Annotated in this window: 25 protein-coding genes; 9 read left to right on the top strand and 16 right to left on the bottom strand. The window is 70.6% G+C overall.

Features of this window, described 5'->3' with window-relative positions:
* The 4 genes from ACYVD1_RS19635 to ACYVD1_RS19620 all read right to left on the bottom strand — a co-directional run.
* On the bottom strand, nt 1-196 hold a 196-nt coding region (locus tag ACYVD1_RS19635; protein WP_460774778.1), incomplete at its 3' end, for a hypothetical protein.
* A 688-nt stretch (nt 197-884) separates the two neighbouring features.
* A complete protein-coding gene (locus ACYVD1_RS19630; RefSeq protein WP_460774775.1) occupies nt 885-1,199 on the bottom strand; it encodes a hypothetical protein in 315 nt (104 codons plus the stop codon).
* Between the two features lie 153 nt (nt 1,200-1,352).
* Entirely contained in the window at nt 1,353-1,775 is a 423-nt protein-coding gene (locus tag ACYVD1_RS19625; RefSeq protein WP_460774773.1) for a hypothetical protein, read from the bottom strand.
* 29 nt (nt 1,776-1,804) lie between these two features.
* Nucleotides 1,805-2,179, bottom strand: coding sequence for a winged helix-turn-helix transcriptional regulator (locus ACYVD1_RS19620; protein ID WP_460774770.1), 375 nt, complete (start codon nt 2,177-2,179; stop codon nt 1,805-1,807).
* Between the two features lie 82 nt (nt 2,180-2,261).
* Between ACYVD1_RS19620 and ACYVD1_RS19615 the strand changes: the two genes are divergently transcribed.
* Nucleotides 2,262-2,672 (top strand): RidA family protein, encoded by a 411-nt coding sequence (locus ACYVD1_RS19615; RefSeq protein WP_460774766.1) that lies wholly within the window; start codon nt 2,262-2,264, stop codon nt 2,670-2,672.
* A gap of 70 nt (nt 2,673-2,742) precedes the next feature.
* Here the strand turns inward: ACYVD1_RS19615 and ACYVD1_RS19610 are convergent, their stop codons facing one another.
* Nucleotides 2,743-3,522, bottom strand: a complete 780-nt coding sequence (locus ACYVD1_RS19610) for an NRDE family protein (protein WP_460774763.1) — start codon at nt 3,520-3,522, stop codon at nt 2,743-2,745.
* Between the two features lie 300 nt (nt 3,523-3,822).
* Here ACYVD1_RS19610 and ACYVD1_RS19605 point away from each other — a divergent pair, with 300 nt between their 5' ends.
* The 4 genes from ACYVD1_RS19605 to ACYVD1_RS19590 all read left to right on the top strand — a co-directional run bounded on the left by ACYVD1_RS19605 (nt 3,823) and on the right by ACYVD1_RS19590 (nt 9,631).
* Nucleotides 3,823-6,372, top strand: a complete 2,550-nt coding sequence (locus ACYVD1_RS19605) for an HAD-IC family P-type ATPase (protein WP_460774759.1) — start codon at nt 3,823-3,825, stop codon at nt 6,370-6,372.
* 170 nt (nt 6,373-6,542) lie between these two features.
* The gene (locus ACYVD1_RS19600; protein ID WP_460774756.1) at nt 6,543-7,124 is read left to right on the top strand and encodes an NUDIX domain-containing protein; all 582 of its coding nucleotides are present in this window, start codon (nt 6,543-6,545) and stop codon (nt 7,122-7,124) included.
* 70 nt (nt 7,125-7,194) lie between these two features.
* Entirely contained in the window at nt 7,195-7,638 is a 444-nt protein-coding gene (locus ACYVD1_RS19595) for an ArsR/SmtB family transcription factor (RefSeq protein WP_460774754.1), read from the top strand.
* The gene (locus ACYVD1_RS19590) at nt 7,631-9,631 is read left to right on the top strand and encodes a heavy metal translocating P-type ATPase (RefSeq protein WP_460774751.1); all 2,001 of its coding nucleotides are present in this window, start codon (nt 7,631-7,633) and stop codon (nt 9,629-9,631) included. Before ACYVD1_RS19595 ends, ACYVD1_RS19590 begins: the two co-directional genes overlap by 8 nt.
* On the opposite strand, the gene ACYVD1_RS19585 is transcribed toward ACYVD1_RS19590, so the two are convergent.
* The 3 genes from ACYVD1_RS19585 to ACYVD1_RS19575 are packed head-to-tail and all read right to left on the bottom strand — an operon-like array spanning nt 9,554 to nt 10,988.
* On the bottom strand, nt 9,554-9,871 hold the full coding sequence (locus tag ACYVD1_RS19585; protein WP_460774749.1) for a DMT family transporter: 318 nt from the start codon (nt 9,869-9,871) through the stop codon (nt 9,554-9,556). The genes ACYVD1_RS19590 and ACYVD1_RS19585 overlap by 78 nt on opposite strands.
* Nucleotides 9,872-9,873: 2 nt before the next feature.
* Nucleotides 9,874-10,251, bottom strand: coding sequence for a DMT family transporter (locus ACYVD1_RS19580; RefSeq protein ID WP_460774746.1), 378 nt, complete (start codon nt 10,249-10,251; stop codon nt 9,874-9,876).
* Nucleotides 10,248-10,988, bottom strand: coding sequence for an SDR family NAD(P)-dependent oxidoreductase (locus ACYVD1_RS19575; protein ID WP_460774742.1), 741 nt, complete (start codon nt 10,986-10,988; stop codon nt 10,248-10,250). The genes ACYVD1_RS19580 and ACYVD1_RS19575 overlap by 4 nt, the downstream gene beginning before the upstream one ends.
* An 83-nt stretch (nt 10,989-11,071) precedes the next feature.
* Between ACYVD1_RS19575 and ACYVD1_RS19570 the strand changes: the two genes are divergently transcribed.
* Entirely contained in the window at nt 11,072-11,665 is a 594-nt protein-coding gene (locus tag ACYVD1_RS19570; RefSeq protein WP_460774738.1) for a TetR/AcrR family transcriptional regulator, read from the top strand.
* A gap of 40 nt (nt 11,666-11,705) precedes the next feature.
* Here the strand turns inward: ACYVD1_RS19570 and ACYVD1_RS19565 are convergent, their stop codons facing one another.
* Both ACYVD1_RS19565 and ACYVD1_RS19560 read right to left on the bottom strand, forming a co-directional pair.
* Complete coding sequence (locus ACYVD1_RS19565; protein WP_460774735.1) at nt 11,706-12,185, bottom strand: GNAT family N-acetyltransferase; 480 nt, start codon at nt 12,183-12,185, stop codon at nt 11,706-11,708.
* Between the two features lie 50 nt (nt 12,186-12,235).
* Nucleotides 12,236-12,715, bottom strand: a complete 480-nt coding sequence (locus tag ACYVD1_RS19560) for a GNAT family N-acetyltransferase (RefSeq protein ID WP_460774732.1) — start codon at nt 12,713-12,715, stop codon at nt 12,236-12,238.
* 92 nt (nt 12,716-12,807) lie between these two features.
* On the opposite strand from ACYVD1_RS19560, the gene ACYVD1_RS19555 reads away from it, so the two are divergent.
* Nucleotides 12,808-13,287, top strand: coding sequence for a nucleoside deaminase (locus tag ACYVD1_RS19555; RefSeq protein WP_460774730.1), 480 nt, complete (start codon nt 12,808-12,810; stop codon nt 13,285-13,287).
* A gap of 15 nt (nt 13,288-13,302) precedes the next feature.
* Here the strand turns inward: ACYVD1_RS19555 and ACYVD1_RS19550 are convergent, their stop codons facing one another.
* The 5 genes from ACYVD1_RS19550 to lnt all read right to left on the bottom strand — a co-directional run bounded on the left by ACYVD1_RS19550 (nt 13,303) and on the right by lnt (nt 17,059).
* The gene (locus tag ACYVD1_RS19550) at nt 13,303-13,629 is read right to left on the bottom strand and encodes a nuclear transport factor 2-like protein (RefSeq protein WP_460774728.1); all 327 of its coding nucleotides are present in this window, start codon (nt 13,627-13,629) and stop codon (nt 13,303-13,305) included.
* A 215-nt stretch (nt 13,630-13,844) separates the two neighbouring features.
* Nucleotides 13,845-14,213, bottom strand: coding sequence for a helix-turn-helix domain-containing protein (locus ACYVD1_RS19545; RefSeq protein ID WP_460774726.1), 369 nt, complete (start codon nt 14,211-14,213; stop codon nt 13,845-13,847).
* Nucleotides 14,210-14,590, bottom strand: coding sequence for a type II toxin-antitoxin system RelE/ParE family toxin (locus ACYVD1_RS19540; RefSeq protein ID WP_460774723.1), 381 nt, complete (start codon nt 14,588-14,590; stop codon nt 14,210-14,212). Before ACYVD1_RS19540 ends, ACYVD1_RS19545 begins: the two co-directional genes overlap by 4 nt.
* 140 nt (nt 14,591-14,730) lie before the next feature.
* On the bottom strand, nt 14,731-15,321 hold the full coding sequence (locus tag ACYVD1_RS19535) for an FxsA family protein (RefSeq protein ID WP_460774720.1): 591 nt from the start codon (nt 15,319-15,321) through the stop codon (nt 14,731-14,733).
* 94 nt (nt 15,322-15,415) lie between these two features.
* Nucleotides 15,416-17,059: an apolipoprotein N-acyltransferase gene (gene lnt, locus ACYVD1_RS19530; protein ID WP_460774717.1), complete on the bottom strand. Its 1,644-nt coding sequence runs from the start codon at nt 17,057-17,059 to the stop codon at nt 15,416-15,418.
* A 617-nt stretch (nt 17,060-17,676) separates the two neighbouring features.
* On the opposite strand from lnt, the gene ACYVD1_RS19525 reads away from it, so the two are divergent.
* Nucleotides 17,677-18,897, top strand: coding sequence for an ABC transporter ATP-binding protein (locus ACYVD1_RS19525; protein WP_460774714.1), 1,221 nt, complete (start codon nt 17,677-17,679; stop codon nt 18,895-18,897).
* 122 nt (nt 18,898-19,019) lie between these two features.
* Here ACYVD1_RS19525 and ACYVD1_RS19520 read toward each other — a convergent pair whose 3' ends face one another.
* On the bottom strand, nt 19,020-19,517 hold the full coding sequence (locus tag ACYVD1_RS19520) for a TspO/MBR family protein (protein ID WP_460774710.1): 498 nt from the start codon (nt 19,515-19,517) through the stop codon (nt 19,020-19,022).
* A gap of 170 nt (nt 19,518-19,687) precedes the next feature.
* On the opposite strand from ACYVD1_RS19520, the gene ACYVD1_RS19515 reads away from it, so the two are divergent.
* Nucleotides 19,688-21,919 (top strand): prolyl oligopeptidase family serine peptidase, encoded by a 2,232-nt coding sequence (locus tag ACYVD1_RS19515; protein WP_460774706.1) that lies wholly within the window; start codon nt 19,688-19,690, stop codon nt 21,917-21,919.
* The last annotated feature ends 148 nt before the right edge of the window (nt 21,920-22,067 follow it).

Below are 22,067 nucleotides of genomic sequence, written 5' to 3'. Positions count from 1 at the left end.
CCAGCCGCGCAGCCATACTGACTTTGATCTGGTCGAGGTGTTCCCACACCCGGGTGGCCTGGTCCAGCACCTCACCCGCCGCCCCCAGGGGCACGTCCCGGTTAAAGAAGGCGGTGGTCTCGTCCCGAGCAGCGGCCACCGCGGCATCCACCGGGGTGTGCCCGGTGGTGGTGGGTGCTTCAGAAGAGATCGTCATTCTTCTATTGTAAGCGAAAAGGTCGGAGAATGGAAGCCTGCTGCTGGTTCGAACTGAATTCATGACTTTCGTCAGGGGTGCCCTCTGGCTTTCTTCTAGCCCCCCAATTCAGGCCACCTGGTTCGGTGTTTATACCCACCTGGAATTCCAGGTTTCTGTGTTTGCTGTGGTGCTTTTCGCCGCACACATTGACCGGCCGCGACACCCCCAACCGTCGAAGCTCCGGCGGAGTGGCCATTGACGGCCGCCAGGCCGTGCTTGTGCAGTTGGGCCCTTCGGGCCCCGAAGGGGCCACCGCTACCCCGACCACACCTCCCCCCTTTCCTGATAGCCGCCCACCCGCCGTCGCAGCGAAGCGGGTCAAGGTGGAGCGCCACCGATGCGCGAAGCGCTCGATGGCGACGACCTTGAGCGCGCAGCGGAGACGGCCACCATCAAGCGGCAGGAAACGGGAAACCACCCGCACAAGACCAGCACCCCCACGGGCAAACCCCACCCACAGAGCACCCACCCAGCAAACCCCAACCCAGCTACTTCACCATCACGTGCGCAGCGACCACCTGCGCTGCGATCACGTGCTTGCCGAGTCGCTGCACACCATTACGCCATCGCCGTCTCGCTGGCCGGGAAACTGTCGGGCCCGTAGGCAGGGCATTGCCTGGCCACGGGCCCGAGGTGGCACGCCAAGCTAGGGGTGGGCGGCGAGCTGGACGTCGAGCAGGTCGAGGTCGGCGGCGCCGGGGAACGCGGGGTCGTCCATGACGGCACGCAAGCGTCGGCGGACGGGACGGGCCTCGTTGCGGGTGGTGACCGGCTCGGCGGCCAGGCGGCCCTCTCCGGTGCTGATACCGGTGGGCATCCTCAGGGTCCAGCCCGTGTGGTCGGCGGCCAGCAGCAACCCGACGGTTCCGTCGTCATACACCCGAACCCACTGTCCCACCAGGTCAGCGGGGTCGCCCAGCGGACGGGGGGCGGACGGGGGAACGGAGTGGGCGCTCATCATGGGGTTTCCTCGGTGTCGTTGAACTGCTTTCCTCGGTGAGACGCTCCCGTAGCCCGACTATGATGCGCTTTCGAAAAACTTTTGGTCAACGGCCCCCGATCAGGGCCCTTGGTCCCGGCCCAGCCGGTCTATAGCCCCGGTTTGCGGTCGCGTTCACTGCCCGGGCAAGGTGCCGTAGCTGTTGCGGTAGACCTTTCCCGGTTTGGGCCACGTGAACTTCAGCCCCGCCCAGACCTCGTCGACGCGCAGGCATGTGCTCTCGACCATCCCGAGGTCGTAGCCGATGGCGATGACGCTCTTCATGTCCAGGTCGGTGCCGTACCGGCGGCCTTTGGGCCAGGACACCCACAGCGTCCCGCTCGGGCGCAGGTGGTCTCTGAGTTCGGGGAATCCCTCTCGGAGCTGCCGCTGCCCGGTGGTGAACAGGTGCAGGTAGTCGAACGAGCCGGTGAGCTCGCCGGGTAGGTCAAGCTCTGGGAGCCGGAGCCCGGCGAGCACCCCGTCAGGAGCCCCGACCAGGTGGGCCCTGCTGCCTTCCTTGATCCCCATCTTCTGCGCCACGGTTCGCTGAGTCATGTACCGAAGCTAGAACGCGCCACCGACAGTCAGGCGCCGTCGTCGAACCGCGCGCGGGCGCGCTCGACGCTGGGCATGTGGTCAGTGGTCCAGTGCAGGAGCGCGTCGATGAGGTCTTGGAGCGTTTTCCCGAGGGACGTGATCCGGTACTCGACGGCGACGGGGCGGGTGTTCGTGACGACGCGCTCGACCATCCCGTTGCGTTCGAGGCGTCGCAGCGTCGCAGTGAGCGACTTCTGTGTCACGGCCGGGATCGCGCGGCGCAGCCCGTTGAAGCGCAGGGGCCTCTCGCAGAGCTTGTCGAGTACGTGCAGTGACCATTTGTCGAGCACCTGGTCCAGCAGCTCGCGATGGGCCGCGGTGACTTGGGAGTGCTCGGGTTCGGAATGGGTGGTTTCCCGCATGACACCTGGTTCCGTTGAAGTTCCCATTAAGCACCTAGTAGACATTGGATACCTACCCGTTGGCAAACGAAGGGAACGCAGCATGACCGTGCAGTTGCTCTCTCCCGAGGGCATGTTCCAGCCCGTCCCGTACCACCATGTCTCGATCGGCACCGGCACCCGCCAGGTGCACGTGGCAGGCCAGATCGCCCGTGACGCGGCGGGGGAGCCCGTGGCGGAGGGCGACCTGACCGGCCAGGTCGCCCAGGCCCTGCGCAACACAGCGCGCGGGCTCAACGGCGCCGGAGCCGACTTCTCCGATGTCGTGCGCCTGCGGTTCTTCGCCACGGCGTGGCAGCCCGAGAAGATGGACGCCTTCCTGGCCGGGATCGACCGCGTCGCCGACGAGCTGGGGCTTCCGCGCCCGTGGCCGCCCGTCTCCCTCATCGGTGTCGACTACCTGTTCGAGCCGGACGTGCTCGTGGAGGTCGAGGCGTTCGCCGTTCTCGACTAGCCGCCCACGGTGACCGAGGCCGGCTCCGGGCTCCGGCGGGCCCGGGGCCGACGCCACCCGGCCGGGCTGCTCAGACCTCGATCATCCGCCAGGCTTCGGGGTCGGCCGGGGTCTCGGTGAAGGCATAGCGGACCGTGTCGCGGTCCAGAGCGATCAGGGTGACCGAACCGGTGGCCCAGACCTGGCCGTCGCCCAAGTCCGCGTGGGCGATCAGGCCGGAGGGGTCTCCGGACGTACCGGTGCCCGCGGAGCGCGGTTCGGTGTTGGCGGCCTCGGTGATGAGGCGCGGCCACTCCCCCCACGCATCGAGGGTCTTGGTGGTGGACAGGTCCGGGTCCGGACGGGTGCCAGCGAACTCGGGGGTGTGGCGGGCCGCGCGGGGATCCGCGGGGTCCAGGCCGGTGTTCACGATGGTGGTCACCCCCTGGGGCAGGGACCTGGTGTCCAGGCACCGCCCGTCCCAGCTGTACAGGGTGGCGCTGTGGTGGTCGGCGTCCAGGAGGTGGAAGGGCGCGAACCTGGTGGGGTCCTCACCCGCCAAGGCGTCGCGGTGCTGCCTGGTCAGGGCGCGCAGGGGCAGATCGCCCCGGCTCGCGGGGTAGGTGCCCTCCCAAGGCATGCGGCCGTCCCATGGCCAGCCGTTGAGCAGGGCGGCTACCCGTTCACGGCCCGTGTCCACAGCCAGCCAGGTGCCGCCCGCCAGGCGGTCGCGTCCCCCCAGCAGCTCCGGCCGCTCCGGCCAGTGGCGCGCGGGCCCGTCCCAGGGACGTGCGCGCATCTCGTCCCGGAGCGCCGCCATGACCAGCGGTGTCCTGGCGCTCGGGTCGAAGCCGACGATGACCGTACACATCTGTCCCCCACGGGTTACGGGTCCCTTGACAAGGACTCTACGGTGGCGGGTCGCACCATGGTTGGCGCACACCGGGATTCGGGCACGAACCCTGGACCTCGGGGCCCGCTACCTGGCACGCTGCCCGGGGGAAGGCTGCACCCCTGGTCAAGAGAAGGGGCAGGCCCAGGGTGCAACCGGGGAAACTCCTCTACCCTGGTTTCTCTCAGCGCTTGTGTGCGTTGACTTCGGGATCCGTCCGCGCGGAGTCCGCGTTCGGAACGGTCCCCTTCGCCTTCCTTGCCCGACCAGGAGCCTTCCTTGCCCGAAGAAGCCGACCGGACCGAGCCGGGTCCGACCTCCACAGCGACCGGCCGGGTGCAGGCCCCGTCGGTCCTGACGGCACCGCCCCTCGAACCCGGGCTGTCCCGCGAGGAGGTCGCCGAGCGGATCGCCAGCGGCCGGACCAACGACGTGCCGGTGCGGGCGAGCCGCAGTGTCGGCCAGATCATCCGCGGCAACGTCTTCACCCGGATCAACGCGATGATCGCGGTGCTGTTCGCGATCATCGCCGTGATCGGTCCGATCCAGGACGGGCTCTTCGCGCTGGTCATCGTGATCAACACGCTGATCGGCATCGTCCAGGAGCTGCGGGCCAAACGCACCCTGGACAAGCTCGCGATCGTCAACGCCGCGCGCCCGAGGGTGGTGCGCGACGGCGCCACCGTGCGGGTGGCCACCCAGGAGATCGTCCTGGACGAGGTCGTGGAAGTCGGTGTCGGCGACCAGATCGTCGTGGACGGCGAGGTCACTTGGGCCGGCGGCCTGGAGGTCGATGAGTCCCTGCTGACGGGCGAGGCCGACCCGGTGTTCAAACAGCCCGGGGACACGGTGATGTCGGGCAGCTTCGTGGTGTCCGGGGCCGGGCGGTTCCGGGCCACCAAGGTCGGGCGTCACGCGTACGCGGCGCGCCTGGCCGAGGAGGCGAGCCGGTTCTCGCTGGTGCGTTCGGAGCTGCGTTCGGGGATCAACACGATCCTGACCTGGATCACCTACGCGCTATTCCCTATCGGCGGCCTGCTGATCTACAGCCAGCTGTTCATGAACGGCGAGGTCGCGCTGGATCCTTCGGCCACGAGCGGCATCTCGGGGCCGTTCGCCGACGCACTGCGCGGCATGGTGGCGGCTTTGGTGTCGATGATCCCCGAAGGGCTCATCCTTCTGACCAGTATCGCCTTCGCGGTCGGTGTGATCCGATTGGGCAAGCAGAAGTGCCTGGTGCAGGAGCTGCCCGCGATCGAGGGTCTGGCCCGCGTGGACGTGGTGTGCACCGACAAGACGGGCACGCTGACCGAGGTCGGCATGAAACTCGCCGAGGTCCGTGACCTGGGCGGGCAGACCAACGGCAACGGCCGGGCCCGGGTCGCCCCGACCCGGGTGCTCGCCGCGCTGGCGGAGAGCGATCCGGACCCGAACCCCAGCATGACCGCGATCTCCGAGGGGTGTGCGGCCACTGGACAGAAGGCGCCGGACTGGACTGTGACGGCCTTGGCCCCGTTCTCGTCGGCGCGCAAGTGGAGCGGGGCGAGCCTGCTGACGCCCGCCGGTGAGGAGCACTGGGTGTTGGGCGCCACCGACGTCCTTGCCGAACCCGACTCCCCTGCCGCCGCCGAGGCGGCCCGGCTGGGGGCGCAGGGTCTGCGTGTGCTGCTGCTGGCCCGCGCCTCGGTCCGGGTGGACGACGACGGCGCCCCGGGGACGGTGCGGCCGGTCTCCCTGGTGGTGTTGGACCAGCGGGTCCGCGAGGACGCCGGACCGGCCCTGGACTATTTTTCCGACCAGGGTGTGGCCGTCAAGATCGTCTCCGGCGACCACGCCGCGTCGGTCGGCGCCGTGGGCCGGGAACTGCGCCTCGGCGGTGCGGACCGGCCGCTGGACGCCCGGGAGCTGTCCGAGGACCCAGAGCAGCTGTCCCGTGAGGTGGAGGACCACTCGTCGTTCGGCCGGGTGACGCCCGAACGAAAGCGCGACATGGTGCGTGGCCTGCGCGACCGCGGGCACACGGTGGCGATGACCGGTGACGGTGTCAACGACGTGCTGGCGCTGAAGGAGGCCGACATCGGGGTGGCGATGGGCTCGGGCAGCCCGGCCTCCCGTTCCGTGGCCCAGCTCGTGCTCTTGGACAACCGGTTCGCGGTGCTGCCCCGCGTGGTCGCGGAGGGTCGGCGGGTGATCGGCAACATCGAGCGGGTGGCCAGCCTGTTCCTGACCAAGACGGTGTACACGATGGTGCTCGCGATCATCGTGGGCTCCCTGGCCGTCGCCTACCCGTTCTTTCCCCGGCACGCGACGCTGATCAACGCCGTCACCTTCGGTATCCCGTCGTTCTTCCTGGCTCTGGCGCCCAACACCGACATCGCCCGGCCCGGGTTCGTTCTGCGCACGCTGAGGCTGGCGGTCCCCTCGGGGATGGTGGCGGGGCTGGCAGCGGTGACGACCTACTTGCTGGTGCTGGGCGGGCGGACGGTGCCCGACCCCGCGGACCGGACGGCGGTGGTGATCACGCTGTGCGCGACCACGCTGTGGGTGCTGCTGTTGGTGGCCAAGCCGTATGTGTGGTGGAAGGTGGTGCTGGTCGGGTCCATGGTGGGGATCCTGACACTCGCCATGGTGACGCCGTGGGGGCAGTGGTTCTTCGCCCTGGACGTGAGCGACCCGGCGAAGGTCCTCACAGCGCTCGCCGTCGCGGGCGTGGCGATCGGGGCGATCACGGTGATCCGGGTGGTGGACGACCGGATGCTGGCCCGGTCGGAGGCCAGGGCCGCTGAGAAGGAGTCGGAGGAGCGATCCTCCACCCGGACACCTGACTGAGCAGGGTGGATGGCGCCCGTCGCGGAACCGCGGCGGGCGCTTCGCTGCCCGGCTCCAAGCCCGGTTCCCACCTCGGCGCCGTTCAGCGGAGGACCAGCGTGGGAACTGTTCAACGCCCAAATCGACCGCCATCCTGGGTGCGCCACGTGTCTGGATCGACAGGAGCTACATTGAGCATCCCGAACGCGCACATCCGAGCCGTGCTGGACGGCTACCTTGAGCGCTTTCCCAAGGAAGCCGACGCGGCCGATCCCTTGGTGCGGGCCTTGGACGACGAGCACGAGCTCTCCTCCCCCAAGGAGTTCCGTGTGGGACACGTGACCTCGGGGGCCGTGGTGCTCGACCCGTGCTGGCGGGTGCTGATGGTCCGTGCGGGGGAAGAGGGCCCTTGGCGCCTGCCGGGCGGGCACCTCTCCGACGGGGACGGCGCGCTGGACGAGGCGTCGCTGAGCCGACTGTTGGAGGCGACCGGACTCGCCCCCCAGCAGGTCGAGTCCGCGTCGGACCCGCTCCCGCTGGACCTGGACGTCCGCCTCGCGCCGGAGTCGGACCTGGGCGAGCCCGAACACCTGCACTTCACCTTCCTGCACCTGTACCGGTCGAACGCGGCCGCGGTGCCCGCGAGCGGTGTCTCCGGGGCCCTCTCGTGGCGCCCGCACACCGATGTCCCCTCGGCCCGCCTGGCGGCGAAGATCTCCCAGACCCTGGCGACCAGCCGGGAGGCGTTCAAGCGCGAGGCCGCCAGAGCCTGACCTCCGGCGCAGGCACGGTCCCTGCTTCCCCCGGGTTCCATTCATCGTTTAAACTGAATATAATCGCCATATGGTGATGAATAATGCCGCATGTGCGGGACCGGGAGTCGACGCGGCCGAGGCCCTCTTCCACAGCCTCTCCGACGGCAGCCGGCTGGCGATCGTGCGCCGGCTGGCCGAGGGCGAGGCCCGCGTGGCCGACCTCGTGGAACAGCTGGGCCTGGCCCAGTCCACGGTCTCCAAGCACGTCTCCTGCCTGCGCGACTGCGGACTGGTGGACGGGCGCCCCGAAGGCCGCCAGGTGTTCTACTCGCTGGCCCGCCCCGAACTGTTGGAGCTGCTGGCGGCGGCCGAGACCGTCCTGGCCGCCACCGGGAACGCGGTGGCGCTCTGCCCCACCTACGGGGTCGACAGCCCGGCAGCTGAGACCCGCGCGGTTTCGGGCGCTGACGCGCCTGTGAGCGAAACTGGTGCGGGTGGAGCGGCTACGGGCTGCGCGGTCTCCGATGGGTGACTCCTGCTGCGACCCGACGCCGGCCTCCCCCGCAAGGACCGGGGCCGCGGCACCCATCCGACTGTGGCAGGTCGGCGAACTCCGGTTCGCCGCCGTCGCCGCCCTGCTGTTGCTGGCGGGGTACGCAGCGGGCTGGGCCGGGGCCGCCGACATCCTGCCCCTTGCCCTCAAAGCGGCCGCCCTGGTGGTCGCCGGGTCGACCTTCGTCCCCGCGACTGTGCGCCGCCTGGCCAAGGGCCGGATCGGTGTCGGCACCCTGATGACCATCGCCGCGCTGGGAGCCGTCGCCCTCGGAGAGGTCGGCGAGGCCGCCATGCTGGCGGTCCTGTTCACCATCGCCGAGGGCCTGGAGGAGTACGCGGTCGCCCGCACCAGGCGGGGCCTGCGCGCCCTGCTGGACCTGGTCCCCGCTCGGGCGACCGTGCTGAGCGACGGGGTCGAGCACACCGTCGCGCCCGAAGAACTGCGCCCCGGCCAGACCCTGGTCCTGCGCCCGGGCGAGCGCCTGGCCACCGACGGGACCGTCTCCGCCGGGTACACCGCGCTGGACACGTCCGCCGTCACCGGGGAGTCCGTCCCGGTGGAGACCAGCCCCGGCAGCGAGGTGTACGCCGGTTCGGTCAACGGCACCGGCCCGCTGGAGGTCACCGTGACCGCCGGCGCCGAGGACAACTCCCTGGCCCGCGTGGTGCGGATCGTGGAAGCCGAACAGGCCCGGAAGGGCCGCGGCCAACGGTTGGCCGACCGCGTCGCCCGCCCCCTGGTCCCCGGCGTGATGATCGCGGCCGCCCTCGTCGCGGCGGTCGGCTCGGTGTTCGGGGACCCGCTGACCTGGATCGAACGCGCCCTGGTCGTGTTGGTGGCGGCCTCACCCTGCGCGCTGGCCATCTCCGTCCCGGTCACCGTGGTCGCCGCCATAGGCGCCGCCTCGAGGCAGGGCACCCTGGTCAAGGGCGGTGCGGCGCTGGAGGCGATGGGCCGGATCGGGGTGGTCGCCCTGGACAAGACCGGCACGCTGACCCGCAACGAGCCCGCCGTCGTCGAGGTGGCGCCCGCTCCCGGTCACACCCGTGCGCGGGTTCTGGCCCTGGCGGCCGCCCTGGAGGCGCGCAGCGAGCACCCCTTGGCCCGCGCCGTACTGGCGGCCCACCCCTCCCCCGGACCGGCGGAGGACGTCCAGGCCGTTCCCGGATCCGGGTTGACGGGCCTGGTGGACGGGAAAACCCTGCGGCTGGGGCGCCCGGGCTGGATCGACGCCGGGGCGCTCGACGCGGCGGTGGAACGGCTGCTGGGCGCGGGCGCGACCGTGGTCCTGGTGGAGGAGGACGGTGCGCTGGTCGGCGCGCTGGCCGTCCGCGACGAACCGCGCCCCGAAGCCGCTGAGGTCGTCGCCGGTCTGCGGCGGTCCGGCTACCGGGTCGCGATGCTCACCGGCGACCACCGGGTCACTGCCGCCGCGCTGGCCGCCGAGGCGGGGATCGACCCGGACGAGGTCTACGCGGGGCTGCTCCCAGAGGACAAGGCCGCGGTGGTCGGCCGGCTGCGGGGCAGCGGCCCCGTGGTGATGGTCGGCGACGGGGTCAACGACGCCCCGGCACTGGCCAGCGCCGACCTGGGCGTGGCCATGGGGGCGATGGGCACCGACGTGGCAGTGGAGACCGCCGACGTGGCCCTGATGGGCGAGGACCTGCGCAATCTGCCCCGAGCACTGGAGCACGCCCGCCGTGCGCGGGTGGTCATGTGGCAGAGCATCGCGTTGTCGCTGGCGATCATCGTCGTGCTCATGCCCTTGGCGCTGTTCGGGGCTCTGGGCCTGGCCGCTGTGGTCCTGGTCCACGAGGTCGCGGAGGTGGTGGTCATCGCCAACGGCATGCGCGCCGGACGCCGTCACCCGGAAGCCCGTCGTTCCCGCAGCTCACCCGCCCACCAGGTGCAGGCCCGCAACCCCGGCCACGATCGCCGTGAGGCTGAACAGCCGCCTGGGAGAGGCTGACTCCCCCAGAAAGAGCATCCCGGCCCCGGCCACGCCGACCGCCCCCACGCCCACCCACACGGCGTAGGCGCCGCCGACCGGGAGTTCGCGCAGCGCCAGCGCGAGCATCCCGAGGCTGATCAGCGCCACCGCGATCCCGAACACCAGCCAGCCGGGGCGTTGGAGTCCGCCCGCCCGTTTGAGTGCCAGCGACCACACGATCTCCAACAGGCCCGCGCCAAGGAGCACGATCCAGGCCATGTTCAACCTCCGAATTCCCGGGTGGAGCCAGCGGAATCCGCCGGCTGGGGGGCCTTCGTCGACTTGTCCGGGAGGTTCAGCCCGACGACCCCGGCGAGGATCAGCGCGAGGAAGAGCAGCCGGAGAGGGCTGGCCGGTTCGGCGAACAGAAGGATGCCGGTGACCGTGACACCGGCCGTGCCCAGCCCCACCCACACGGCGTAGGCGCCGCCGACCGGAAGCTCTTTCAGCGCGAAGGACAGCATCCCGAGGCTGATCAGCGCCACCGCGATCCCGAAGGCCACCCAGCCGGGGTGGGGCCGGGTGAGGGCGAGGGCCCACACCACTTCCAGCAGGGCCGCAGCGAGCAGGACGCCCCAGGCCATGGATCGGGCGCTCACGCGGTGACACCGCCGTCCACCGTGATCGAGGTACCGGTGATGTAGGCACCCGAGGGCCCGGCCAGGTGGCCGACGGTGGCGGCGACGTCCTCAGGGGTTCCGTAGCGGTCGAGGGCGGTCAGTGACCGTTCGGCGTCGGCGCCGGGGCCGTCGGCGGGGTTCATGTCCGTGTCGGTGGACCCCGGGTGGACGAGGGTTGCGGTGATGCCCCGCGGCCCGAGATCGCGGGCAAGCCCCTTGGTGAACCCCACGAGGGCGGCTTTGCTCATGGAGTACAGGCTGATGCCCGGGCCGGGCACGCGCTCGACGAGACTGCTGCCGACGGTGATGACGCGACCGCCCGGTCCCATGTGCCGCAGGGCGGCCCGGACGGCGACGAACACCCCTCTGACGTGCACGGCCATGGTGGTGTCGTAATCGTCGAGGGTGAGCTCGCCGATGTCGCCGTAGGGGAAGGTCCCGGCGTTGTTGACCAGGATGTCCAGACCGCCGAGTTCGCTTGCCGTGCGGTCGACGGCTTCGGTGACCGCCTGGGGGGCGCTGACGTCGGCGGAGAGGGCGAGCGCCGTGCCGCCCGCCGCGCGGATGTTCCGGACCACCTCCGCTGCCTGTTCTGTTGAGGTGCGGTGGGTCAGCGCGACCGCTGCTCCCTCGGCCGCCAGGTGCAGGGCCGTGGCCGCCCCGATCCCTCGGCTGCCTCCGGTGACCAGCGCGACCCTGCCGTCCAGTGAACCCATGTCTGCCTCCCGCATTTATGTATCGATCACTACATAATTGATAGCATCGGCTCGGGTGCGACCACAAGGGGATGCGGGGAGATATGGCGGGACGGCCGAGGAGGTTCGATCGGAGCGCGGCGCTGCGGACGGCCATGGAGCTCTTCTGGGAGCACGGCTACGAGGGGACGTCGCTGAGCATGCTCACGTCGGCCATGGGCATCACGCCGACCAGCCTCTACGCCGCCTTCGGGTCCAAGGACGCGCTGTTCGAGGAGGCGGTGGAGCTGTACGACTCCGCGGACTCCTCACCCACGGTGCGCGCGCTCGAACTGACCCCGACCCGCGACGCCGTCGAGTCGATGCTGCGGCGGAACGCTGACGCCTACGTCGACCCCGGCACCCCGCTCGGATGCATGGTCGTGCTGGCCGGAACGAACCTGGGGCGCGGCCACGAACACGTCGGACGCCACCTCGCCGACCGCAGGGCGAAGGACCTTGCCCGGGTCACCGAGCGCATCGAGCGGGGCGTCTCGGACGGCGACCTGCCTGACGGACTCGACGCCCCCGCACTGGCCTCCTACTGCGTGACGGTGCTGCAGGGACTGTCCGTGCGAGCCCGGGACGGATGTACTCGCGAGGAGGCACACGCCGTCATCGACGTCGCCATGGCCGCCTGGGACACGGTCGTGTCGTAGGGACCGCGGTGCGGCGCTCCTCCCCGGACGGTCGGCGGCCTCAGAGGGCCTTGAAGTACCGGGCGATCGGCAGCTGGGTGAACCCGGCCCTCTCGTAGGTGGACCGTGCGGCGGCGTGGCCGGGGTCGCCGCCGGTCTCGATCACGGCGACCGTCATCCCCTCCGCACGCATGTACTCCTCCGCGAACTCCGTCAGCCTCGACCCCACGCCGCGGTTCTGCTGGTCGGGGTCGACCGCGAGCATGTGGACTTCGCCGGTGCGCTCCTCGCGGTTGAGTCTGACGGAGGCGAACCCGGCGACGCGGCCGGTCACCGCCACCCACACCCGAACCTCCTCCGCGTCCAGGTCCGCCTGGACGTCCCGGGACTGGGAGTGGCGCCAGTCCCCCACGGTCCGGTCGTAGATCCGGGCTCCCAGCACCCTCGCCAGCGAGGCGTGCACGGGTTCCCAGGCGCGCAGGGACAGGGCGATGACGGCCTCGCGGTCCTCCGGGGCGTAGGGGCGAATGCTGATGTCCATGGAGCGCAGCCTAACCACGACCGGTCTGGACCGGCCACGGGTTTTCCCGGTCAAAGGCTCCGGTAGTAGTGGACCACAGGGGAGGGGACGAATCCGGCCTTCTCGTAGACGGCGCGCGCCGAGGCGTGGGCGACGTCGCCCCCGGTCCTGATCACGGCGACGGCCATGCCCTCCTCCCGGATGCGCTCCACCGCGAATTCCGTGAGTGCCGAACCCAAACCTTCGCCCTGCTGGTCGGGATCGACACCCAGCATGTGGATCTCGCCGATCCTCCCCTCTCGGTCGAGTCTGACGCTGACGAACCCGGCGACGCGGCCGGTCACCGCCACCCACACCCGAACCTCCTCCGCGTCCAGGTCCGCCTGGACGTCACGGGACTGGACCCGACGCCAGTCCCCGACGACGTGTCCGTAGACGCTCTCGCCGAGGGTCCGCTCCAGCGCGGCGTACCCGGGCTCCCAGGCGCGCAGCGACAGAGCGACCACGGCCTCGCGGTCATCGGGGGCGTACGCCCGGATACACATGTCCATGCGCCGCAGCGTAACGGCACCCGTGGGACCGAGCCACGGGTTTTCCGCGGGGCGATACGGTGGCGCCGACCTCGAAGCGAAGGAAGCACACGATGGTGGATGAGACGGGCATGCGGCACCTGCGGCGCGCGGTGGAACTGGCGGCGGAGGCTCTGGACAAGGGTGACGAGCCCTTCGGTTCGGTGCTGGTGGGCGCGGACGGGGCGGTGCTGTTCGAGGACCACAACCACGTCGCCGGGGGCGATGCGACCCGGCACCCGGAGTTCGCGATCGCCCGCTGGGCCGCCCAGAACATGGCTCCCGAGGACCGCGCGGCTGCGACCCTGTACACCTCGGGAGAGCACTGCGCCATGTGCTCGGCCGCCCACGCCTGGGTGGGGCTGGGCCGGATCGTGTACGCGACCTCCTCGGCCCAGCTGGTCGGTTGGCTCCGGGAGTGGGGTGTACCGACGGGGCCGGTCCGCCCCTTGGCCGTCAACGAAGTCGCACCGGACGTCCCGGTGGAGGGCCCTGTGGACTCGTTGGCCGACGAGGTCAGGGCGCTGCACGCACGCCTCCACGGCCGGACCTGACCGGAAGGCGGCCGGTCAGCCCTCGCGGATGGTCATGCGGGCGATCCGGTCCCCTTCGATGGTGAAGGCGAACGAGCTGAGGCCGTTGGCGTGGTTGGACCGCCAGTCACCCACCAACGTGACCCCTTCGTCGGTGGGCTGCGCCGACTGGACGCTCAGGATTCCCTTGGCGCCGATGAACTCTCCGTCACTCCACGCCTTGATGGCCTCGCGTCCCTGGAATTCGCGCCCCCAGTCGTCCACCACCCCGTCCTCGGTGAAGGCGTCCAAGAAGGCCTGTTCGTCGTGGTTGTTGACGCTGCCGACGAACGAGGCCACAGGCTCGGGGATGCGCACACTCATGCCTTACTCCCTGGGGTTGCGGATGCCCTCCCGTGTGGTCAGCTCGAGGCGGGAGAGTCGGCGCCAGTTGCTCGCGCCCGGCCCCCGAGGATGCCAGTTCAGAGCTATCCCGCGCACCGTGCCGACGCCAACCCGGGGTAAACCATGACGGGGCCCGCCGCGGGGAGGTTAGTTCCTGTCGTCCTCGTCAGGCCGCCCCTGCGTCCTATGGGGTCTTACGCAGCGGAGAAACGCCCGCTGGACCCGGATTCGCCCTGTTCGGGACCGTCATGGGAGATGAAGCGGAACACCGAGGTGTCGCCGTCAAGGCTGATGGACATCGACGCGTCCAGGGCACCGGCAAGTCGCGTGAGCAACGGCAGGGTCGGCACAGAGTCCCCGCCCTCGATGTTGGAGATCTGGGGCTGGGTCATCCGCGCGCGCCGGGCCAGCTCCGCCTGCGACAACCCGAGTTCGGTCCGCCGGTCGTAGACGGCCTGGCCCAACGCGAAGGCGTATCCCGCTTCGACATAGGCGGAGGACTCCTCCACCTGTTCATCCAACAGCTTTCTGGTCCGGCGCGTACGCCACTGTGAGTGGTTCACGGGTTCTCCGAACTGTAGGCGGCCCGGTCGTATTCGTGCTCGGCACTGCCGTGCTGTGCCTCGCACTCCTTCTGAACCTGTCGAGCCCGCTCTACCTCACTTCTCTCTCGCTGGCGTGTCTTGCGGAACACGGTCAACAGGATGATTCGTCTCTCGGAGGCAAGCCAGTACGTGATGCGCACCGCGCTGCCGTCCATGGTGAAACGCTGTTCCCGTAGCTTGCCCCCGAGGTGACGTGAATACGGTTCACCGAGGGAGGTCGGCCGACCTGCCAACATGTCGGCCGCCCGCTCGACCTTGTCGTAGTGCGCATCTGAGAGAAGCTCCAGCCACTGTCGGACCTCCGGTTCGATCTCGATCTTCCAGGGCTCATCCACGGGCTGACTATATAGATTTTCATATAAGGGTACCCGTGAAACGGCCGAAAAGTGCTCTGCGATGACGAGGCCCGCCGCGGGGTGGTTCGCGGCGGGCCTCGTTGCTCCTTGGGGGCGCGCCCGCCCCGGGAGCGGGGAGGTTAGTTCCTGTCGTCCTCGTCGGTCTCGAACTGGCCTTTGATGACGCGGCCCCGGTTGGTGGTGGGCTGGTCCTGGTCCGCGCCGCCCGGGTTCTGGCCAAAGGGGCTCCCCTGCGCGCCCGGACCCCCCGGAGCTCCCGGGCCGAAGGGGCCCTGGCCCTGGTTGGGGATCGTGGCGCCGCGCACCACGAACTCCTCGTTCATGCGCTCCTGCATCTTCTGCATCCTGCGGGCGGCCCAAACAGCGAAGACCCAGCGCAGGGCGGGGCGGGTGACCGGGGTGACCAGCAGCACGCCGAGTGCCGCGGTGATGAAGCCCGGGATGACCAGCAGGATGCCGCCGGCCATGAGCATCAGCGGATCCAGCAGACCCTTGCGCGGCTGCTCACCGCCGCGCATCGCCTCGTCGGCGTCCTGGATGACCTTGCGCAGCGCCTGGCCGGTGCGGCGCAGGACAGCGAAGCCCAGGATCATCAGTGAGACGAGCGCGGCGAGGGTCCACAAGACACCGACCTCGCCGCCGATCCAGATCATCAGCCAGACTTCAAGGAACGGCAGTGCCATCAACGCCAGCACAATCAGCAGCGGCATCGTGATCCATCCTCAGAGTCGTGGGCCGAAAGCGAATCGCTCCCTGATGGGGAGAACGTGTCCGTGGTGTTCATGGTTCCCGCCAAGGCCTTCCTCACGCGCGGGACCGCCGGCTCAGGTAGATCGAGGCGCCGACCGCGGCCAGGCCGAGAGCGGCGATCAGGGCCTCTGGGGCCGAGCCGAGCCTGGTGGACACGGTGGGGCCGTCCATGGCGGTGACCTCGGCCACGTGGATGTCGGGTTCGGCCTCGGGCGACTCGTAGACGACGCTGCCGTCGGGCTCGACCACGGCGCTGACCCCGCTGGTGGAGACCACCACGGCGGGCCGACCGTGCTCGACCGCGCGCAGCTGGGTGATGGCCAGCTGCTGGTTGGTCTGCCCGGTGAAGTTGTAGTTAGCGTTGTTGGTGGGGATCACGATGACCTGCCCGCCCTCGGCCACCGCTTCGCGCACCGGCGGGTCGAAGGCCACGTCGAAGCAGATCCCCACGGCCAGGGTGCTGTCCGCGATGTCGAGGTTCCCGGGCTCGGTGCCGGGGATGGCGTCTGAGCTGACCTGCTCCAACCGGGCGACGAACTGGGTGAAGAACTCGCGGGCGGGGATGTACTCGCCGAACGGGACGAGGTAGCGCTTCTCGTAGACGTCGCCCGGCCCGGTCTCGGGGTCCCAGACCACGCTCTGCACGTAGCGGGAGCCGTCGTCGTTGTAGCGGCTCATCCCCCACAGCAGGGGGACGCCCGCGTCGGCCGCGGCGTCGCTGATGAGCTGCTCGGCCTCGGGTTCCCGGTAGGGGTCGATGTCACTGGCGTTCTCCGGCAGCAGCACCATGTCCGGTTCGGGGTACTCGCCGCCGCGGACCGCGTCAGCGAGTTCGTGGACCCCGGCCGCGTGGTTCTCCAGTACCTGCATGCGCTCACCGAGAACGGACATCTCGCCCACGTTGGGGACGTTGCCCTGGACCATGCCGACCGTGACGTCCTCCTGCGGGGCCGGGCGGCCGATCGCGGGCGCCACGAGGCCGCCCAGGACGATAGCGGCGCTCGTGGCCAGCCCAACGGCCGGAAGGAGCACTCTCGCCTTCCCTCTGGCGGGTACGGCGCGCAGGACCGTCCACAGCAGCATCGCGCCGGTGAGGGCGACCGCGAAGGTGACCAGCGGTGAGGAGCCCAGCGCCGCGTAGCCGACGAAGGGCGTGTCCGGCTGGGCGAAGGCGAGCTTGCCCCAAGGGAAGCCCCCGAGCGGCCAGCGGGCACGCAGGGCCTCCTGCGCCACCCACAGGGCGGCCGTCCACAGCGGCCAGTAGGGCAGGCGCACGACCATGGCCAGGCCCATGGCCATGGGGATGAAGTAGACGGTCTCGGCCCCGGCGATGGCCAGCCAGACGTCGATGCCGAAGATGTCCTGCCAGCTGACCAGCGGGACCATGAGGGTCGCGCCGGACAGGGCGCCCAGCCAGGCGGCTCGGCGCATCCGCGTGCCGCCCACGGCCACGAGCAGGAGGGCGGCGCTGAGCGGCCCCAGCCACCACAGGCCGTACGGGGGCAGTGCGAAGAGCTGGGCCAGGCCCGAGCCGATCGCGGCCAGGACCCGCCAGAGGAGGTCGTAGCGGCCCCAGCGGTGCCCCGGGGCCAAGGGGGACCACGTCGTGGCCCGCGCCTTCGGTTCCGGTGCCGTGGTGTTCGGCGGGGGTCCGTCGGAGGCCGGGGCTGTGCCCGACCCCGTGTGCTCGGCAACCACGTGGGGTGCTCGCTTTCCGCTGGTTCGAGAGGGTCCTAGCGGTCAGCATATTGGGGGGACGCGGAAAAGGCCCGAGCCACCCTTCGGACCGGCTCCGTCCCGTAGGCGGCGAGCTCGGAATACCGTTGTCTACTGGATGTTCGGGCCTTTTCCGGGTCCAACCCCCCGCCCGGTCGCGGTACTCCGCCCCTCACCCGATCCCAACTGCACCTGGCGCGTGGTGCAGCGTCCAATCGGACGAGCGGGGGCCGCACAACCGGTCCGTCCAGTGCTGGACTGGTCGTTAGGCTACCCAGACTCCCCGACCCCTTGTCTCAACTCAGCCGCCGTGTCGTGGCTGCCGCGTCAAGTGATGGGAGGGAAGAAAGTGATGAACCGTCGGACAGGCTAACGCACCTGGGGCCAGCACGCCAGTTAACCTCCGGTGGTTTGTGCATGACCGCAATCGGATCGAAACATTACACGCTCTGGACAATCTGATCGCAATCATGTCTGATGTGATCAACAAACCAGCCCACTTCGATCAACTTCGAAAGTTAGGCCGGGGTGGACGGATCGTCGGCCACGAGATCCCCCACCGTCACGCCACACCACCGACCCAGAGCGGGAGCCCAACCATGGCGGAGATCGTCCTCGAAGGCGTCGACAAGATCTACGGCGGCGACGTCAAAGCCGTAGACGACCTGAACCTCCAGATCAACGACGGCGAGTTCATGGTGCTCGTCGGCCCCTCCGGCTGTGGCAAGTCGACCGCGCTGCGCATGATCGCGGGTCTGGAGGAGATCTCCGGCGGCACCCTGGTGATCAGTGACGAGATCGTCAACGACCGGCCGCCCAAGGACCGCGACATCGCGATGGTCTTCCAGAACTACGCGCTCTACCCCCACATGAGCGTCGAGCAGAACCTCGCCTTCGGACTGAAACTGCGCAAGGTCGCCAAGAGCGAGATCGCCCGCCGTGTCGGCGAGGCCGCGGAGATGCTCGGCCTTGAGCCCTACCTCAAGCGCAAGCCCGGTGCCCTCTCCGGCGGTCAGCGCCAGCGCGTGGCGATGGGCCGCGCCATCGTCCGCGAGCCGCGCGCCTTCCTCATGGACGAGCCCCTGTCCAACCTGGACGCCAAGCTGCGCGTGCAGATGCGCGCCTCCCTGAACCAGCTCCACGAGCGCTTGGGCGTCACCACCGTCTACGTCACCCACGACCAGATCGAGGCCATGACCCTCGGCGACCGGGTCGCGGTGCTGCGCGACGGCCGCCTCCAGCAGGTCGACACCCCCAAGCGCCTCTTCGACTCCCCCGTCAACCTGTTCGTGGCCGGGTTCATCGGCTCCCCCGCGATGAACTTCGTCGACGCCGAGCTCTCCCGCGACGGCGAGGGCGCGGTGCTCAAGTTCGCCGACCACGAGCTCCCGCTCAGCGCCGACTTCCTCAACGAGCGCTCGCACCTGAACGACTACGTGGGCCGCAAGGTCATCCTCGGTATCCGCCCCTCGGACTTCAACGACGCCGAATTCGACGGCAACACCGGTCCGCGCATCGACGTCACCGCCGACATCACCGAGGAGCTGGGCACGGAGATCAACGTGATCTTCGGCATCGACGCCCCGCCGGTGCGCCACGAGGACGCGGCCGCGCTCGCCAAGGACGCGGCCGGTGACGGCGAGGAAGCCGCCGAAGCCGCCCTGCCCCTGGGTGACAGCCGCTCGCAGTTCACCGCCCGCGTGAGCCCGCGCAGCAGCGTGCGCCCGGGCAGCACCATCAGCCTGTCGGTGGACATCAGCCAGCTGCACTTCTTCGACCAGGACAGCGGTCTGGCGATCGGCCACCCCGACAACGTCTAGAACCCGTCGTGAGCCCGCGCGGGCGGCACCCGAATCCCCTCCCAGGTGCCGCCCGCGCTTCTTTTCGGCCGGACCGCTTCCCGCCGCTGACCGCCGCTCACGCACCGTCTCGGGTCAGCGGCTCAGTTTCCGACCCAGATCGCGGCGTTGAGCGCACTGGCGAAGACGACCCACGCCAGGTAGGGGGCGAGCAGGAGGGCCGCCGTCCGGCTGTGCCGCCAGGCCAGCACGATGGTCACGGCGACCGCGACCGCCAAGAGCACGATGTCGATGAGCGCGGCCCCGTACAGGCCCGCCCCGAAGAAGAGCGGGGTCCACGCGGCGTTCAGCGCCAGCTGGACGGCGTAGACGGTGAGGAAGGCCCCGGCCCCCTGGATCCCGGACGCCCGCCACACGAGCCAGCCCGCCGCCGCGATGAGCACGTACAAGGCGATCCACACCGGGCTGAACAGTTGGGCGGGCGGGGCCCAGGCAGGAAGTTCGAGGCTCGCGTAGACGCCGCTCGACCCTGCCGCCGCGGCACCCCCGGCGAGCGCCGTCGCCAGAACGGCCAGCGCGAAACCGGCCGCTGCGACCAGTGACCTGCTCGGCGCCGGAGTGCCGTGCACGGTGTTCTCCATGGTCTCCCCCTCAGATGAACTTCTCTCCCGTCCCTACCCGATCCCGGTTCCCGCCCGCGCAGTCCGCCCTGGCCGCACCCGCAAACCTTCCCTTTCGGTGACATTCCTGTTGCAGCAGGCCAGGCATCTCTTCCTTGACCGTCGTGTCGCGGCGGCTCAAACATGTGAAGGTGCGCAACCGAGCCCCCGGAGTCGCCCTCGCCCCCGACCCCACGTCGGTCGTCGACACCCTGCACGGCTGCCCCGTGCCGGACCCCTACCGCTGGCTCGAGTCGGCCGACTCGCCCGAGACCCTCCGCTGGCTCGAGGAGCGCGGCCGCGAGTACGAGCGCGCGGCGGGCTCCTGGCCCCTGCGCGAGCCGCTGGCCGCGCGTATCCGCTCCCTGGTGGCCACCGACCTGTGGTCCGGACCCACCCACCGCTCCGGCTCCGTGTTCGCGACCGTGCGCCCCGCCGGGGGCGAGCACCCGCGTCTGGTCGTGTGGCGCACCGACCCCGTCGCCGCTCACCGCTCTCCCGCCGCGCCAGAGTCCCCCTCCGCGCACCCGGACTCCCCCACCACGGCCCCAGGGGTACCGCACACCGTCTACGATCCCAGCGCCGACGACCCGAGCGGACGCACCACCCTGGACGCCTGGGAACCCAGCCCCGACGGACGCCTCGTCGCCCTCCAGACCTCCTCCGGCGGCGTGGAACGAGGCGGGCTGCGCGTGATCCGCGCGGCGGACGGGGCCCCGGTGGGCCCGGCCGTGCCGGGGGTCCGCTACTCACACGTGGCCTGGCTGCCCGGGGAGGGGCGTTCCTTCTACTACGTGCGTCGCGACGGCGCACAGGGGGTACGAGGCGTGTGGCTGCGCCGGATCACCGACGGCGCCGAGACTCTCGTACACGACTGCACCGGGCCTGGAACGGTCCCCGGTGTGCGGGTCCTGGGCGACCGCTGGCTGCTGGTGACCGAGAGCCACGGCACCGGTCACCGCACCGACCTGTGGCTGGCCGACCTGGACAAGGACCCGCCGGAGCGGCCCGTGTTCCGCCCGGTCCAGGTGGGCCCGGAGGCCGAGACCGAGGCACGGTTGGGCCCGGACGGCCTGCTGTACCTGCGCACCACCTTGGACTCCCCCCGGCGCCGGATCTGCGTGGTCGACCCCGCCGAGTACACGGACGGGCCGACCGGCGAAGACTCGGACGGGCACACCGACAGGCGCACCGGCGGTCCCGGACCCGAGCGGTGGCGCGAGGTCGTACCCGAGTCCCCCCGAGCCACATTGGACGCCTTCTGCCCCCACTCGAGCGCGCGGGGTCCGGCCCTGCTGGTGGTCCGGACCCGGCTGGGCATCAGCGAGGCCGCCGTGCACGACGCCGCCACCGGGGCCCGCCGCCACGCGGTGGAACTGCCCGGTGAAGGCATGGTGTCCACCCCCGAGTCCGCCCCCGACGGCGCCCTGTACCTCGGCTACGCGGACGTGGCCACCCAGCAGAAGGTGCTGCGTCTGGGCCCTGACGGGCGAAGGCCCACCGCGTGGCCACCAGCCCCGGAAGCCACCGAAGCCGACACCCCCGACCGGCCGCCCTCTCCCTCCGTTGAGCGGACCGTGGTGTGGTGCCGGTCCGAGGACGGCACCCGGGTACCGGTCACCGTTTTCGACGCCTCGGGCGGTTCGGGCCCCGGGCCGACCATCCTGCACGCCTACGGCGGCTTCGGGCGCCCGCGCCAGTTCGGGTTCAGCGCGACCGTTCTGGCCTGGTTGCGGTCCGGCGGCCGCTACGCCGTGGCCCACGTCCGCGGGGGCGGCGACGCCGGACGCCGGTGGCACCTCGAGGGTTCGGGCCGGCGCAAGCCGCGCGCCGTGGAGGACCTGGTAGCCACGGCCGACGCCCTGGTCTCCGCAGGGTGGTGCAGGCGCGGGCAGCTGTGCCTTTCCGGCGGTTCGGCCGGTGGACTGCTGGTCCTGGCCGCCGCCACCGCCCGCCCGGACCTGTGCTCGGCGGTGATCGCCTCGGCCCCGCTCGCGGACATGGCGCGCTTCGAACGCCTGGGGCTGGGCCGGATGTGGACGAGGGAGTTCGGCACCGCGTCCGACCCCGAGGACTTCGCCGCCCTGATGTCCTACTCCCCCTACCACCGGGCGTTGGAGAGCGCCCTGCGCACGCCGGGCCTGCAGTATCCAAGTGTCTTGCTCACCGGGTTCCACGGCGACACCCGGACCGACGCCGCCCACCCGCGCAAGATGTGCGCGGCTCTGCTGGCCGCCGCCGGTGAGGGGCGCGCACGGCCACCTGCCCTGCTCCGCTACGAGCGCGACGTCGGCCACGGCCCGCGCTCGGTGAGCAGAGCTGTCGGACTGGCCGCCGACGCACACGCGTTCGCGGCCCACAGAACGGGGCTGACCGGGCGCTGACGGTGCCCGGGCGAGCCCCGGCCATGAGGAACAACGGCACACAGAAAGCGAGGTGCGGTATGGACCCCATCGAGGTTGAGGTCGAGGACCTGGCGGAGGTGACCTCCCGCGACATCACCGCGGGCGGCGACAGTGACGGCACCGACTC

This window comes from Nocardiopsis nanhaiensis, assembly GCF_054778635.1.
Note: the sequence above shows the minus strand (reverse complement) of the source record. Positions and strands in the feature narration are given on the sequence as shown.